This is a genomic window from Formosa sp. S-31, assembly GCF_051172795.1.
GTDB lineage: Bacteria > Bacteroidota > Bacteroidia > Flavobacteriales > Flavobacteriaceae > Formosa.
In genome coordinates, this window is the sequence record NZ_JAENDK010000008.1 from 273962 (window position 1) to 291903 (window position 17942).

Annotated in this window: 9 protein-coding genes; 7 read left to right on the forward strand and 2 right to left on the reverse strand. The window is 37.3% G+C overall.

The window, feature by feature from the left end:
- Positions 1-475: 475 nt before the first annotated feature.
- The 4 genes from I3217_RS10840 to I3217_RS10855 all read left to right on the forward strand — a co-directional run bounded on the left by I3217_RS10840 (position 476) and on the right by I3217_RS10855 (position 5344).
- Positions 476-910, forward strand: coding sequence for a VOC family protein (locus I3217_RS10840; protein ID WP_435049777.1), 435 nt, complete (start codon positions 476-478; stop codon positions 908-910).
- A 10-nt stretch (positions 911-920) separates the two neighbouring features.
- On the forward strand, positions 921-1307 hold the full coding sequence (locus tag I3217_RS10845) for an STAS/SEC14 domain-containing protein (RefSeq protein ID WP_435049778.1): 387 nt from the start codon (positions 921-923) through the stop codon (positions 1305-1307).
- A gap of 199 nt (positions 1308-1506) precedes the next feature.
- Positions 1507-2526 carry a serine hydrolase gene (locus I3217_RS10850; protein ID WP_435049779.1) on the forward strand — a complete coding sequence of 340 codons (1020 nt, stop codon included), beginning with the start codon at positions 1507-1509 and terminating at the stop codon, positions 2524-2526.
- Positions 2504-5344 carry an NTP/NDP exchange transporter gene (locus I3217_RS10855; protein WP_435049780.1) on the forward strand — a complete coding sequence of 947 codons (2841 nt, stop codon included), beginning with the start codon at positions 2504-2506 and terminating at the stop codon, positions 5342-5344. Before I3217_RS10850 ends, I3217_RS10855 begins: the two co-directional genes overlap by 23 nt.
- Positions 5345-5347: 3 nt before the next feature.
- Here the strand turns inward: I3217_RS10855 and I3217_RS10860 are convergent, their stop codons facing one another.
- Positions 5348-6604, reverse strand: coding sequence for a serine hydrolase (locus I3217_RS10860; protein ID WP_435049781.1), 1257 nt, complete (start codon positions 6602-6604; stop codon positions 5348-5350).
- 10 nt (positions 6605-6614) lie between these two features.
- Entirely contained in the window at positions 6615-9509 is a 2895-nt protein-coding gene (locus tag I3217_RS10865; protein WP_435049782.1) for a PEP/pyruvate-binding domain-containing protein, read from the reverse strand.
- Between the two features lie 215 nt (positions 9510-9724).
- On the opposite strand from I3217_RS10865, the gene I3217_RS10870 reads away from it, so the two are divergent.
- From I3217_RS10870 to I3217_RS10880, 3 genes are all read left to right on the forward strand, one after another.
- Positions 9725-10423 carry a DUF2490 domain-containing protein gene (locus I3217_RS10870; RefSeq protein WP_435049783.1) on the forward strand — a complete coding sequence of 233 codons (699 nt, stop codon included), beginning with the start codon at positions 9725-9727 and terminating at the stop codon, positions 10421-10423.
- A gap of 281 nt (positions 10424-10704) precedes the next feature.
- Positions 10705-15615: a translocation/assembly module TamB domain-containing protein gene (locus I3217_RS10875; protein WP_435049784.1), complete on the forward strand. Its 4911-nt coding sequence runs from the start codon at positions 10705-10707 to the stop codon at positions 15613-15615.
- On the forward strand, positions 15616-17937 hold the full coding sequence (locus I3217_RS10880) for a BamA/TamA family outer membrane protein (RefSeq protein WP_435049785.1): 2322 nt from the start codon (positions 15616-15618) through the stop codon (positions 17935-17937).
- Positions 17938-17942 lie beyond the last annotated feature (5 nt).

Here is a 17942-nt window from a genome sequence, read left to right on the forward strand (position 1 = left end):
ACTAAAAAATATTGAGGAGGGAAGTGGTAAAAAATGAACCTTAATGAATTAATATCTCTAAAAATCGCTTTCGACTAAAGACAAGGCTAATATATGTTAATATTATTATAAAATCCAAATTTTTAAACGACAAAAAACCTTATTAATCGACGAAATACACAAAACATTAACATTTAACACAAATTAATCAGTAATTTCAATCCATTTCAGCCTTTTAAACAAAAAAATACAGACTGGTTATTATGCTTAACTAATAAAATATCAGGCTAAAATTCAATATTTATTCCTAGTGAAGCAGGTTTCAACCCTCAAAACAAACACACTAAAAGACAAGAAAGTAATCTAAAAAAGTCGTAACTTTAAGTTCGTGATTTTACTTTTTGCAGTTCATATAACCCGCAACATTTAGCGAATTATAGAAGATTACAATCTTAATCAAATTGAAAAACACATCTTAACGGTTAACCTTTAAGCTATGACCATTTTAAATCCTTACCTTACATTTTTAGGCAATTGCGAAGCCGCCTTTACATTTTACAAAACAATTTTTGGAGGAGAATTTACCTATCTGGGACGATTTGGAGACATGCCTCCTCAGGAAGGTGTCACCATTTCTGAAGCCGACAAAAATAAGATCATGCATATTAGTTTACCTATTAACGACACCACTACCCTTATGGGAAGTGATACCGGTGGCGATTGGGGTGCAAAAATTGTAACAGGAAACAATATTAGTCTCGCTTTAGGTGTAAACTCTAAAAGTGAGGCCGACCGACTTTTTAAAGCCCTTTCCGATGGTGGGGTGGTAACCATGCCTATGGAAGATACATTCTGGGGCGATTATTTTGGCATGTGTACCGATCAGTTTAATATTAACTGGATGATCAGCTATAACAACAACACGCCCTGAATTTAAAACCATGTTAGAACAATTAAAAACATTTTCAGATAACAGTCTGGCTATTGAAGTCATTGATGGTTTTTCTGAAACTGACGAGTCACTGTGCCAGAAATGGTTTAATGAAAAAACAGATCAAGGGCATTCTCACGTGAATATGTTAATAAAACTGGACGAAATAAAACTTTCCAAAAGTAGTACTAAAGCATTTTTTGAGGATACTGTTTTCACTTTACGCCATTTAAAAAGCATGGGGAATCTCGCTATCGTAGGGCATTCCAACATACTAAAAGCATTAGTCCCCATTGACAATTTCTTTTTTACACGAATGAGTAACGGATTTGAAGAACGATATTTCGATAAATCACAATTAAACAAAGCATTACAATTTATAACCGAATCCAATTAAATTAAAAAAATCACTAACTGTTAAATTCAAAATCAACAACAACAAAACAACCATTCAAACGTTTTCTCCGTAAATAGATAAGAACTAAACTCTTAGAGTTTCAGAAATTGACATTCAGCACATATTTTGTGTTAAAGTATTTATTTTGTAATTGAAAAAAAATTAATATTGCACTCGTATTAAATGAGTTAGAGGCCCTATGAAAAAAGAAAGTACAGCAAAATTCTCAGTAAAATATAAAATATTAGCAGTTGTTTTACTCCTAATTACATCTTCCATTTTAGGAACAAAAACCTTAGCAAAATACAAAGTAAACCCTGGAAACACTTCAAAGAAACTGGTTTACAATCCAGCTAATAATTACGGGAATTTACCTTTTTCTTTACCGGAAGAAGAATTCCAACCTTTAACCGCATTTAAAAACACGCAATTTACAACAGAACTTACTCAGGAGATTTACAAAAATCCGACGTGGAAAAATCTCATCAAAAATAAAAAAATGGCCATCGGCGTAATTGATTTAAACGAACCGGATCAGCCCCGATTTGCAGATATTAACGGTGATGAAATGATGTATGCAGCCAGTTTACCTAAAATTGCAGTATTACTGGCAGCCGAAGACGCTATCGACAAAGGAGAGTTAATCGTTACACCTGAAGTTAAAAGCGATATGCGCTTAATGATTAGTAAATCAAACAATCAGGCAACTACTCGAATGATAGATCGCGTTGGCTTTCAAAAAATCGAAAACGTTGTAACAGCCCCTGAATACAAACTTTACGACGAAGAACACGGGGGTGGTTTATGGGTAGGCAAGCGTTATGCGGCTTCCGGCCCTACCAACAGAGAGCCAATAAAAAACTTAAGCCATGCGGCTACCGCAGATCAGGTATGTCGTTTTTACTACCTTATGCTACATGGAAAACTGGTAAACCCGGAGCGCTCTAAACACATGCTTGATATGATGGAAAACCCGGAATTACACCACAAATTTGTGAACACTCTAGACCGTATTGCACCAAATGCCAGGATATTCAGAAAATCTGGAAGCTGGCGCAACTGGCATGCTGATTCTGTTTTAGTATGGGACGAAGGCAGAAAATATATTTTGGTTGCTTTAATAGAAAATGAAAATGGAGAGCAAATAATTCGTAATTTGGTTGAGCCAATAGAAAAGGCTATTAACAATAAACCAAATGCCGCGATTACCCAAAGTTAAATCCTACCTATTAGACGTTTTTGACATTAATGAAGATGAGTTGCAGAAAACCCTCTTACTGCAACTCAATATATTTTTACTTATCACTACACTTTTAGTAGTAAAACCAACTATTAATTCACTTTTTTTATCCGAATTAACAGCAAAGGCTCTGCCTCTGGCATATATTTTTACGGCTATTTCAGCAGTTATAGGTTCCTACTTTTACGATAAATTACTGGAACGTTTTCCTCTTAACACAGTTATAGAACTCACTTTAATTGGTTGTTTGTTTTTTTTAATTGTCTTTGGCTTAGCGTTCAGACTTCATATTAAATTAGGCTATTTATTATACATCCCGTACATCTGGGTAGCCATTTACGGTCTTTTAACCACCTCGCAATTCTGGATTCTAGCCAATCTGGTATACAATATTCGTGAAGCTAAAAGGGTATTTGGTTTTATTGGTGCCGGAGCCATTGCAGGAGGTATTTTTGGAGGTTACCTCACCTCATTACTGACTAACTTTATCAGCTCTGAAAGCTTACTATTTGTCGCTGCCGGTTTACTTTTTTGTTGCCTACCTATTACCAGATACATCTGGGTAAAAAACGTTATTAAAACAAATGTGGCGCATGTAGCACTGAAAACTGACCATAACGGAGAATCGCCTTTAAAGCTTATAAAACAATCCAAACTCTTGTCTAGAATGGCAGTAGTTATTGGTATTAGTGTGATTGTTGCCAAGTTAGTCGACTACCAATACAGCCATTTTGCTTCTGAAATAATTCTTAATCAGGAAGAATTAACCTCTTTCTTCGGATTCTGGTTTTCTACTTTAAGTGTTGTTTCTCTTGTCATTCAACTGTTTTTAACCAAACGTATTGTTGGAACTTTTGGTGTTGGAAAATCATTATTATGGCTTCCTGCTGGTATATTAATTGGCTCGGTAATTCTCCTGTTTGTGCCCGAATTAGGCGTGATTGTATTCATAAAAATTATAGACGGTAGCCTTAAGCAATCTGTAAACAAATCGGCTACAGAGTTATTATCCATTCCTATTCCTATCGACGTCAAGAAAAAAACAAAAACATTTATAGATGTAGTAATAGACAGTATAGCAACCGGATTGGCAGGTTTTATATTAATATTCCTTATCAACGGACTTAAAATCCATTCTATTTATGTGAGTTTGATTACCATTTTACTCATTATCGTCTGGATTGTTCTCATATTCAAACTGCGTTTTTCTTACATAAACGCCTTTAAAAACCTATTAGACCCGCCTCACCTAAATATAGATAAAGAAAAACAAAAAAAGGAAGAACGTCCGGTACGCTCTATCATCAGCAGTATTATAGAGGTATTCGATCATGGTTCTGAAAATCAGATTCTGCATATGCTTCATCGTACTCAGGAAACTCCTGATGAACGTTTATTCAGTTCCATAAAATCACTTTTAAAACATCCGTCTGTTAAGGTAAAAGCACTGGCTATTGAAAATTTATATTATTTAAAAACCGAGGACCTCTCCGACCAGATTGAACCTTTAATTTACAACCCGGATCAGGAATTAACTACCAGTGCCTTTCGCTATCTTATTCATAAACGTAAACGAAACACTTTAAACCTGTTCGAATCGTATTTAAAAAGTAAGGACGAGTCTATTAAAAATGCGACGCTTATAGGCATGTCTTTAGAGTTAAGACACAATCCTAAACTTCAGCAACGCTTTAACTTCGACAAATGGCTCCAAAAAGCCATAGACGAATGGAGTACTTCTGAAGACGCTGATTACAAAAACACTAAGATCAAGGTAATTTTAGAGGCCATAGGAAATATCCATGCCAAATCGTTCTATTACATCATTAAAAATCAGTTATTAACTAACGACACTGACATTGTTAAAGTTGCTATAGAAAATGCCACCAAAACAAAATCGACCGAATTTATAGACCCTATAGTGTCCTGGCTTTCTAAAAAAGAAACCAGAAAAACAGCCATTGACAGCCTGAATCAGTTTGGAGAACCTATTATAGACGAGCTTGTATCTAAAACTATAGATGAATATTACAATCTGGACGATGCCCATGTTATCCCGGTTGTTATAGAAACCTTTTCCTCTCAAAAAGCCATAAACGCTTTATTAAAGCTTATTGATACGACAGAACATTCTGTAACTATTGAAGCCATAGACGCATTAAAACGCTTAAAATGGAGGTACCCTGCCCTAAAAATCAGAGACCGTTTTCTTGTAGACAAAATATTAGACGAATGCCAGATTTATCAAAGTATGCTTTCGTCTATCCATTCGCAGATTATCATCAATTTTAAAGAACATGCAGAGCATAAAAACAACGAGAAAGAAGATGCTGCCAGACATGGTTTAATGCATATTTTAGAACATCGTTTAGACCGCCAGCTTCATCGCATCTTTAAATTTCTGGGCATTAAATATCCGCCAAACGATATCGATCCTATTCTGGATATTATCATTAATGGTGAAGAGGAACAGCGTATAAACGCTATCGAATTTTTAGATAACATATTAGAATACCATCTGAAACGCGAACTGATTCCAATTGCAGAATCGGCACTGTTTCACGATGAAATTTCAGAAGAAATTATTAAAAAATTGAATCTAAAAGTTTACAGCGAAGCCGAATGTTACCGTATATTATTACAACGGCACGATTTAAAAATAAAACATGCCGTATTGTATTTAATCGAACAAACCAAAAACAAAACCTTTATCCCTTTGGTTGAAATGGTTTTAAATGATCACAGTGAGACTGTAAGAAATCAGGCGCAACAAACGCTTGATGTTTTAAAAGGCTAAGGGTTAGTCCCGCTCCTCAATTATGTCGTCTATTCTGGAAGCCAGAACTAAATGGTCGTATGCTGAATTTTTGTGCAATACATTAGACATTAAACACACAGCGTAACGCACACCGTCAGGATGTTCCACTATGGCAACCGAATTCATATAGTTATAGACATTGCCCTTATACTTTCCGCAAGGCCCTTTATCTTTTGCACAGGAATATAAACTTCCCGATTTAAAATAAACAGCCGCACTATCCAGTTTTTTAGCGGCAGCATAACGTATACGACGATCGGTCATATACAGGATACGCTTCATTTCCAGACTGGATTTATAATCTATTAACTCGCCTTTTTCCAGAGCCATTACAAATTTCATTAAACCTATAGGCGTCCCCGTACTACCTCCACGGCCCGGAATATAAGCTCCGGCACCTGAGGTAAAAAATTTACCTAAACGCCACTCATCTTCGGTAATCCCCAATTCTCTTAGGGGTTCATTTACCAGATTTATGGCCATTTCAGACAATTCGCTCTTTGGTGTATTTTTAAAATAAGCCTCTCCTTCTTCGAAAGTTAAATCCGGATAGTGTCCCTGAAATACATGCATTAACACAGCTTCCCGCCAAACCACGCTGGCAGCGCCATTATTACTAACAGACACCATATGGTCCAGCCATTCGTATAAAGAAAACACATCGGAAGCCTGAACAGTACGCTTAACTAATTTTCCTGTTTCCAGATCGTAAACCGGAATGGTGTGATGATCGTGTAAAGCCCAGCTTCCTGCCTTGATCTGCTTTGTTTTTAACAAATCCCGACGTTGTTCGAAATCACCTTCCGGAAAAATCTGACACAATTGATTAAAAAATGCCGTTAACACCACAAGTTTCCCAACACTCCCCGGCTGGTATTGTGCCGACTCTCTGTGCTGCGCATATCGAATAGGACGACCTTCGGTCATATCAATAATACCTATGGAATAATTTTTATCTAAGCCTCGAAATAAACGATCTACCTTTTGCTGTAAGGTATCGTTAACCTCTGGAAGTTCCGGAATTTCGGCCTTCCGATTTACCAGGTTTAACTGAATAGAATCTAAGGGTCTGAAAGCACCCGGTGGAATTCTTGTACTTTTAATCTCGCCGCTTTTAACACGCTCCAAATACACTAACCGCTTAATTCCTGTTAAATTATAGCCGTCTATAGGATAAAAATGATTTGCTGTAAATCCGAATGAAGCCAGTAAAACGGCCAATATCAATATTTTTTTCATGGTTAAGTGTTTATAGTGAGGCTGAATTTGAAATCGTTTTATTTAAATCGACCTCAGGTGTGATAGATTCCAGATAGGCCGAACTTCTGGCGTTCTTGTTTTCTACAAAAGGCCGCACCTGAAACAGCCAGATTTTATTGTCTTTGAAACCAAGCTCCACATCATACGGACCGTGAATTCCCTTCTCACTCATATTTTTCACCAACTCCTTACTAAATGCATTAATCTCATTGATATGGTCATGACTAACAATAGGATTTTCGAAAGTGGTCGTATTTCGTTGTGTCCCCCCAGTTTCCGGTAAAGACAAATACGAAGGTTCGCGCGATGGTGAAATCAACTCATAAGTTCCGTCATTACTAATCTCATACGTTTCCGCCGCCTGTCCGTCTACAGCGCCTCCAACCCCGCGACTAAAGGCCACAGTAATAGCATCGGTACGTCCGGAACTCACGCCCTTAGTAATCATTACACCTGAAAAATCGTTATCAACTCCGGGAATAACGACTATAGACGGATATACATTCTCCGGATTTGTTAGATACTTTTGGCGCCATTTAAAACTGCGCTCAGTATAAGGCGATGCCCAAACCGTTTTAATGCCTTCGATAATTTTATTACGGTCTAACACATTAAACAGTGTAAGGTTCAAGCCGGCTCCTGTAAAGCTTTTCAAATCTTCCATATTGGTATCACTTCTTAAAAACACCGGAGTTCCGCCCAATTCTGTACCCAATACCGATTTAAATGTACCTTCCAGATCTGCTATAAATCCATCTAAAAGCGGCATATCTATAATGAGCTGTCTTAATTTAGCTAATTCGGTTAACTGATAGGCTTCAACGTCTTTAGATGATTTTCCTTCCGATTGCATTTTTCTGGCTGTATCGAAAATGCTATTTAAATACGCCCAGTAGGTAATATCCTGATTCGGAATCGTCTGTTTCATATGATTGAGGAAAATCCCGAATGGAATGACAAAACCTTCTACTACATGATCGGGGAAATTCGATTTTAACTCTCCCAGATTTGCCGCTTTAGGCCCGCAATAAATACCCGATGATTCGGCATTTACTTCCCGAAGATTTAAAATTGTAGTACGATCCAGTTTAATTTTCTCCACCGGCACTGTAATCATATCTTTATTCTGAACTGTTTTAGAAAATAAGGCATTCTCATCGGCTGTCATTTCCTGTTCCGATTTCATAATTACAGTCCCTTTATTAGACACGGCGTAAAAAACCGTTTGCCCATTGTATTTTTTAAACTCTGATACATTAGCAGAAGATATCGCCGCGTTAGGAATTCCTAGGTTACGAGCTAATAACTGCACATGCGACACCAGATTTCCTTCAGAAACGGTTAAAATTCCGGCAATAGGCTTTAAGTCGGAAGGAGGCCTTCCGAAAATATAAATATTATTAGGATCCACTTCCAGATTTTCACCAGAACCTTCAACAACCACTAATTTCCCCTTGGCATACCCCGGATTTAATCCATGAATATGACTCTGATTCGTCAGATTTAAAACCCGATTATTCAATGCTGATTCCGAGGTAATAAAAGCACCTAATTTCCCTATGCAATTCCCTAAAGCAAGTGCTACGGAACCGCGTATTCTATCGTCTAAAAACCCGTGAACCAAAGGCTCAAATTCTTCGTAGACTTCTACAACATCTCCAAATACAGCACTGTTTTTTCCTGTACCCCATTCCAGTTGTTTTCTGGCGGCTTCAAGCACTTCATTTAAAGATTCCAAAGACATCATTTCTGCATCTTGAACAACAAGGTCTCCTTTTATATCATTCCACTCCCAGATTTCGGTATATCCGGAAGCAGCAGAGGCTGTACTTAAATAACATATTTTATTTAGTAAGTCTTTTAAATTATCTTCCGGATACTCATTAATCTGCTTCGTAATTAAGAGTTCCAATTTTAAAGACAGATCCAATAATGCCAATCGTCCTTTTGGAGATTTTTCTTCCAAAATATGTGTTCTTATGTACCACATGGTTTCGGCAGCACCTTCTATTTTGGTTGCTATGTTTTCGTTTTTATAAACATTAATAGTCCCAACCAATTTATCTTTAATATCGGTATTGCTTATCGCAGGCAGAAATTCATTAAGACTCTCTATACGCACAGGCTCAAAATAATCGTTCATAGTGAGCATAAGTTCATCTAATTGCTTATTTAGTTCCGGTGTTAACTTAGCAGCCTGTTCAATTTTAAACGCATTTACTTTTGCGATATCGGATTTCTCTGGCTGACCGTGAATTTTAATTCGCAAATTCATGAACGGTTCATACTCTTCGGCCAGCACTTTAGACTGACTTCGCATTAACTGCGCCACATTACTATCGCCGGAATGCGGAATATCCTTTACCGCCTGACGTACCAGATAAAAATGCTTAACCAAATAGGCGTCATTTTTTAATAACCAGGTAAAAAAATCCTTTCCCCAGGCCTGTTCATCCTCCGCCTGAATGGCACCGCGATAAAACTGAGCCCGATGATTAATCCAGCCGTCATCTACCGATTTCAAGTACTTCTCTACGATATACTGTTTAAGTCGGGAAAAATTACGTTCCTCATCCAAAAAGTCTTCCTGAGGAGTAGAGGCAAGAATCTGACCAAAAAACACATGATTATTATCGCCTAAACGAATAACCTCATCCTTGTATCGGGCATGTTGCACACCTCCATCTTCACAAGGTTCCTTAGGCATATTTATTGTTCCATCGTCACAAAACCATCTGATATCGCGATAAGGACCTCTTACATCCTTTTTATATTTCTCAATTAAACCGGTTATGATTTCATTTGTAAATTCCGCTTCAGATTGTTGTGCGTAACCAAAATAACTCAATAATAGTCCGACAGATAAATAAAGGGCTTTTTTCATTTTAAAACTTATTGATTAGCAGCATTAAATATATAATATCTATAAGATAAACCAATGTAAATCTGAAAAAAGTAGATTAAATAAGAATTAACAAATTAAAGCACATAATTTTCTGATAATTAATCCATAAACACCTTTTATTATCTTATTTTTGAATAGCTTACAGCTACAAGAACCACCGGCTATTAAATTAAATCTAACACCAGCGGCATTTCATGAGGAGGAGCTTTAAATATCTTGTATTTCTCTTGTATGTTTTAGGAAGTCAGTTAACACTGGGACAAGTCAATGAAAAAGTTCTGGGTTCATGGCTTACTTATGCCTTTAATGCCGATTTAAACAATAGCAATTGGGGATTTCAGGGTGATTTTCAATTGAGAAACTGGAAATTAGCCACAGATCTGGAACAATTATTATTACGAAGCGGCGTGCATTACACGCCTACCAATACGCGTTTAAAATTTACACTGGGTTATGCTTATGTAAAATCCAGTTATTACGGTTCCAGCAAAACTCAAAACCAGGAAAACCGAATTTATCAGGAAATAAGATATCCTCATAAGGTCGGGGACCGCTATTATTTAAGTCACCGCTTCCGGTTCGAACAACGATTTATAGAACGTCAGGATTTCCGAACCCGGTTCAGATACGCTTTTGGTATCGACATTCCTTTAAACAAAACGTTGTTAACCTCTAAAACCTGGTTTGCAACCGCCTACGACGAAGTTTTTATAAATGGCCAACGGGATATTGGGAATGACACAGAAGTTGACTTATTAGACAGAAATCGTGTTTTTCTAGGCCTGGGTTACACCATTACCACGCAAATAAGAACTACTTTTGGCTTTTTAAGACAAAACACACAACACTGGAGTAAAAATCAGATTGTTTTAAGTTTTATTCAAAGTTTTTAAAGTTAAAATTACATCCCTTGCATTATACTTATTTACAAGTTATGTTGTATTTTCACTTTGAATTAAACAAAACATTTCCAACGAATAAGACCTAAATAAGTGTACTTATTTTAAACAAATCCCAAATCTATAGACGATTGCAGGACGACAAAAAAATCAATAAAAAAAACAATAGAAAACTTAAGATTCTAAAAATCTTAAGAACCATTTGCATTGTCCTTATTGTACTGTTTTTAATTATTGTCTTAATTATTAGAAGTCCCTGGGGCCAAAATAAAATTGTGGGTTATGTAACATCCTTTATCTCTGAAAAAACGCATACCAAAGTTGAAATCAACCGATTATTTTTAACCTTTTCGGGCGACTTAAAAGTAGATGGAGTTTATTTGGAGGACCAAAAAGGAGACACTTTAATATATTCAAAATCGCTGGAAGCAAACGCTCCGCTTTGGCCCATTATTAGAGGAAAAGGTGTAGGTGTGGAATCTTTGGAATGGGAAGGACTTCGGGCCAATATCTTTAGAACCGATTCCATAAGCGGATATAACTTTCAGTTTTTAATTGATGCATTCGTTTCAGAAGAACCTGAGCAACCTCAGCAGCCTGAACCCGATAGCGCTCCAATGGATATTATTGTTGAAAACATTCATTTAAACGATTTTAAAATTGTTTTTAATGATGCGGTTTTAGGTATAGACAGTCGTTTTAATTTAGGTGATCTAACGTTGGATATGGACACGTTCGATTTGGAAAATATGACTTTTAGAGTTTCCGAAGCTGCTATAAAAGACACAGACATAAACTACATACAAAGTCCTGTTTCTGAAAGTAAAGATACAACGACTACACCCCTCCCCTTCCTGGCAATAGATAACTTTAAACTTAAAAATGTAAAAGCAAACTATCTGTCTGTAGCTGATAGTTTAGAACTAAAAGCAGACATTAACACTTTCCAAACCCGGATACCTGAAATAGATCTTACTAACAACCACTATAAAGTGGAAGAACTTGAATTAACAGGCTCCAGCATCGTATTAAATACCAAGAGCACTAACGAGCCGGAAACAGAAACAGAAACAGAAACAGAAAACACAACACCTGCCGATTCAGGTTTTGAATGGCCAGAAATAACATTAGAGATAGCCGACATAAATTTTGAAAACAACGCTATTGGGTATTTTGTAAATGACGAAAAACCAGAGTTCAATACATTCAATGCAAACGCCATCCAAATTGATCATTTAACTCTTAACGGCGAACAGATTTATTTAAAAAATAAAACCGCAGGCTTAACTCTTAACCAGTTTCAATTTAAAGAAGCATCAGGTATTCAATTAAACAAAGCAAATTTTACGCTAAAAGTTACAGACAACAATCTCAATCTGGAAGACATATTTTTATCGTTAAACAATAATACCCTTTCCGGCGAAAGTAAAATAACATACGCTTCATTGTCTGACTTAACAACTACTCCGGAACAATCAAAAATAGCATTAAATTTAAACAACTTACAGCTCGATTTAAACGATTTATTTCGCTTTCAGCCCGAGCTAAAAACCAATCCCTATTTAGACAGTTTAAGTCAGAAGCCCGTAACCGGACATTTACATGCTTCGGGCGACTTAACCAATATCCAGTTAACAAACACCGGTTTAAACTGGGGTAAAACCACTCAGATTTCAGCCAACGGAGCCATACAAAATGTTACAGACACAGAGCAACTGGAATTACATATTAATCCGTTTTCGGCAGAAATGCTTAAAGATGATTTACTAAAATTTGCCAACGAGCAAGACCTTGGAATACAACTTCCGGATTTTATTAAACTAAACGGTACTCTGGATGGCACCTTAACAAACATTAAAACCAACGCCAGACTCGAAACCTCACAGGGCCTTGTTTCCTTAGAAGGGTATTACAACAGCTCTAAAGGCATGGCCTTCGACACCGAAATAAAAATTGACGAATATAAACTAAATGAATTGCTTCAAAACGACCAACTAGGCCCATTAAGTCTCTCGTTAAAAGCGAGCGGAAAAGGGACTTCTATTAACGATTTGGATGCTGTATTAGATGCGAAAATTTCGAGTTTCAAACTTCAAAATTATCAGATTACAGACTTACCAATTACCGGGGAACTTAATAATGGTTCCGGAGATATCTCCTCTTCCTATAAAGACGACAATATTAATTTAGAATTAAAGAGCCATCTGGTTTTAGATTCTATAGCGCCGGAGGTTATTGTAGATCTAAATCTTATAGGTATTAACCTCCAGGCTTTAGGTCTTATGCAACGCGATGTGCGCGCCGGTTTAAAATTACACGCCGATTTTAAAGGAAATGGCGATAATTTTGATTTGCAAAGCAATATAGACGACGGTGTGTTTGTATACAATAAAAAAACCTTCCTGCTTGGAGATCTGGTAGCAAACGCTCATGTTGAACCAGATACAACTTACGTCTTTGTCAATAACAAATTATTGAATCTAGAACTGGAATCGAACACGAATCCGCAGACGTTTAGTACCGCATTACAAAACCATCTTAAAAGTTATTTTTATAAAGATTCAACCTTTACAGACAGTACACAAAATGTAAAACCAGTTAATATTAAAGTTAAAGGTAAGCTGAGTCAGAGTGCACTTTTAAACGATGTATTCGTTCTAAATTTAAAAGATATAGACACTATAGATCTCAATCTGGATTTTATTCAGGATAAAAAAATTCTAAACGCCAACATCACAGCGCCTCACATAAATTACAGCGACAACGAACTGGACAGCCTGGCTTTAAGCATAGCCACGAATCCTGACAAATTCGATTTCAATTTAGGCTTTAAAGCCTTTAACTCCGGTCCTATTTCCATTAAACGCACCGCAATTACTGGAAATAAATCGGGCAAAGACATAGATCTTGGTTTTACCGCTTTTGACGACGACGACCTTTTAATGCAACTAAGAGCTACACTTTCCGCCCAAAAAGACAGCCTGAAATTAATAATGAATCCGGATTCTCTAATTATCAATAAAGAAGTATGGACTATCCCGGAAAGCAATCAAATGGTTTACACCCCAAAGGCTCTACATTTTAAAGACTTTAAAATTTCAAAAAATGAACAGGCTCTGGAACTTACCAATGCGTCTAAAACAAATAATGCTCAGGAAGAACTCACCATCAGGTACACTAGTTTCGGATTAAAAGAATTACTATCCTACTTCAATCCTGATAAAGAATTGGCTCAGGGCCAGCTAAATGGTCATTTCACTATCCATAATCCCTTTGAAGACCAGGGCTACGTGGCCGATCTGGAAATAAATCAGTTTAAAATTCTGAATGCCGATCTAGGCACACTTAGTCTCATCGGAAACTCAGGTAATAATAAAACCTACGACTTTAATATAAAGACTAAAGGCGGCGATGTCGATATTGATATTACCGGAGATTATGTTGCCTCTAAAGACAACCCGAATATAACTGTCGACATGGCTATTAACGACATAAAAATGGAGGCTGTAGAAGGACTTTCACTGGGAGAGCTCAGCAATTCCTCAGGTAGCCTGAGTGGTCATTTCAGTCTAAGTGGATCAACATCTGCCCCACAGTACAACGGAAATTTAGATTTTAACACTGCTAATTTTACCGTAACCAAACTGAACACCAATTTCGTTCTGGAAAACGAAACAATAAACATTGACAACCAAGGCATTTCAATGTCCGACTTCACCATTCTGGATAACAACAACAGCGCTTTGGTTTTTAATGGATACATTGGAACTGAAGATTTTAGCAACCCTACATTTAATTTAGACATAAGCGCCAAAGACTTTCAGGTATTAAATGCAACTCCGGAAGAAAACGACATGCTTTACGGTATTCTGTCTTTTAACACCGAAGGCACTATTACAGGAGATTTAAATGTTCCTGTAGTGAATTTAAATGCATCGGTAAACCCGGAATCGAATGTTACTTATGTGATGCCTTCCTCGGCAGTTAATATTGAAGAACGCGATGGCGTGGTAATCTTTGTAAATAGAAACAACCCCGATGCCATTCTAACCCGAGAAGTAGAAGAAGCCAGTACGGTTACCGGATTTGATGTAAAAGCTAACTTTGCCATACCGAAAGAAGCAGTTATGACGCTGGTGTTAGACGAAAATACCGGAGACAACTTTCAAACATCCGGAGATGGCGAATTTGTATTTACTATGGACACCAATGGCCGTATGAATCTTTCCGGAGTGTATACGGTAGATAGCGGACATTATGAAATGAGCTTATACCAACTAGTAAACCGCAAATTCGAACTGGTTCCCGGAAGTCGTGTATCCTGGTCGGGCAATCCGCTGGATGCGAATTTAAGTGTAAAAGCACTTTACGATATTAAAACGTCTTCTTCCCCATTAATGGCATCCCAAATTTCAGGATCCGATCCTGCGGTAAAAAACAAATACAAGCAAGTCCTGCCTTTTCAGGTGTATTTGAATATCGATGGAGAATTAATGCATCCTAAAATTTCATTTAAACTGGATATGCCCGAAGACGAACAAGGCGCTATTGGCGGACAGGTTTACGGCCGCGTGCAACAGGTAAACCAGCAGGAAGGCGAACTTAACAGGCAGGTTTTTTCCTTATTGGTTATGAGTCGATTTTATCCGGAATCCGGTAGTGATGGTAGCGATGGCGGATTTGCTTCTATTGCCAGAGATAATTTAAACGATGCACTTTCCGATCAGCTTAATATGTTTTCGGATAAATTACTTGGCAATACAGGGTTGGAATTAGATTTTGGTTTGAACAGTTTTACTGACTATCAGGGCAGCTCTCCCGAACAACGCACCCAACTGGATGTCGCGGCTCAAAAGAAATTATTTAACGATAGGGTTATTGTACGTGTAGGGAGCGCGGTAGATATTGAAGGCAGCGATCCTACCGGGGAAGAAGCACCGCTGATTGGAGATGTTAGTCTGGAATATCTGATTACACCTTCCGGAAAATACAGACTTAAAGCTTTTCAGAAAAATGAATTCGAATCGGTTATCGACGGACAAACCATAGTGAGTGGTCTGGCGTTGATATTTACTCAGGAATTTAACGAATTTCAGGAGTTATGGGCAGCCATGTTTCATTCCGACAAGGAACGCGAAGCACAAAAAGCAGAGAACGAAAAGAACAAAAAGGCTAAAGACGAATAAATGAGCGCCAACTTAAATACACGAAATACCACAGTCTTTAAGCTTCTGTTTCATTCAAACAGAATAATATACCTGGCTGTATTTATTTTATTCCTGTTACAATCCTGCAGTATTACCAAATACATTCCTGAAGACGAACTGCTTTACACCGGAGGCGATGTAAATATTGTGACAGATTCTGTAATTGAAAACCAAAGTCAACTGCAATCTGAACTGGAAAAAGTTTTAAGACCAGAACCCAATTCAAAAGTTCTAGGGCAATACTTCGGTCTGTATTATTACTACAAAACACAAAAAGAAAATCCCGGATTTTTAAACCGCTGGTTATACAAAAAGATTGGAGAAGAACCGGTTTACAAATCAGATGTTAAAACTTACGATGTTGAAGACATTCTGGTAAACAGACTGGAAAATCACGGGTTCTTTTACAGTACAGCATCGTCGACTATTGAAGACAATGACGAAAAGAAAACCGCAAAAGCTCTTTACGATGTTTCCATAAAACAACCGTATAAGCTGGCCACATATCAGCTAGACACATTGCAGGAACCAATTTTTAGTGCCATTCAAAAAAGCATAACTAAAACTGAATTCGAACCAGATTTACGATTTGATTTGGAATATCTAAAAAAAGAACGCCTGCGCATAGACAACGATCTAAAGAATGTGGGATATTACAATTTTAATCCAGATTTCCTGATTTTCGAAGCCGATACCACCCGTTATAAAGACAGAAAATTCGATTTGTATTTAAGATTAAAACAGGCGATTCCTAAAAAATCCGTCGTCCCATATAAAGTGAGTAAAATTAATGTTTATACGAATTATGACATTAAAAACGACTCCATACCTAAAGACACTATTCGATTTAACAATAAAAATTTCATCGAAACCGAATCCTTTTTTAAACCCAAAAACCTGGATCCGTTTATCACACTTAAAGAAGGAGATTATTACAACCCGAAAGAATCCAGAAATACCGCCAGAAGACTTTCAACTATAGGAACCTATAAGTATATCAATATACAATACGAAGAAAAAGACAGCCTTCTAACTGATAGCACTGGTATTTTACATGCCAATATATTTTTATCGCCATTAAACAAGCGTGCTATAAAAGCCGAATTGCAGGCCGTAACAAAATCAAACAGTTTTGCCGGCCCGGCTTTAGAGCTGACTTACAGCGACAGAAACCTTTTTAGAGGCGGCGAAATTTTTAACCTGAGCACCAATGTAGGTTACGAATTTCAGGTGGGAACTAAAAGCTCAGAAAAGCCTGCCAGCAACATTGCATTAGGGCTAAAAGCCGAATTACTATTTCCTAAAGTACTTTTTCCTGTGACTATTAGCAATAGCTTTTTTAAATATTCTATTCCGAAAACTAAAACCAGTTTAAGCATTGATTATTTAAGCCGTACAGATTTATATACACTACTGTCGGGAACAGCCGAATTTGGATATTTATGGAATGAAAACCGCTTTACTACACATCAATTTACTCCTATTTCCATTAATTATAACAACCTGATGGAAACCACACCTGAATTCGACCAGATTCTAATAGACAACCCGTATCTGGAAGAAAGTTTCGAACAGCAGTTTATAGCCGGATTAAACTATGCCTTTACGTATAACGAAATGGTAGATGTAAATAAAAAACATCAGATTTACGTCAATACAACTTTAGACTTAGCCGGTAATCTGGTAAGTTTATTTGGTAAGGATCAAGGTGAAAACCCCAAAACATTTTTAGGACTGGAATATGCCCAGTATGTAAAAGTTGATGTCGATTTCCGCTACCACTTTAACTTTAAGAAAGACCAGAAAATAGCAACCCGCCTGTTTGCTGGATATGGCATGCCCTACGGAAATTCCGAATTAATGCCCTATATAAAACAATATTCTGCCGGAGGACCTAACAGTGTGCGAGCCTTTAGAATCCGCTCGCTAGGCCCCGGAACTTATTACGACGAAACCAGTAGTGATAATTATTATGTAGATCAGACCGGAAATATCAGGCTTGAAGCCAACTTAGAATACCGGTTCCCACTGATTTCGTACTTAAAAGGCGCCTTGTTTGTAGATGCAGGTAACGTATGGAACTCTAAAGAAAATGAAGCTCAGCCGGGAAGTAAATTTTCCTCAGACTTTATGTCGGAACTGGGAATTGGAGTTGGTGCCGGTTTACGTGTAGATGTGCAGGGCTTTGTAATACGATTTGATTTTGCCGCTCCGGTGCACGATCCGGCACTCGATGAGAAGCAATTTAATTTTCAGTACAAAGAAACCGTATTTAATTTTGCTATCGGATATCCGTTTTAAGCACT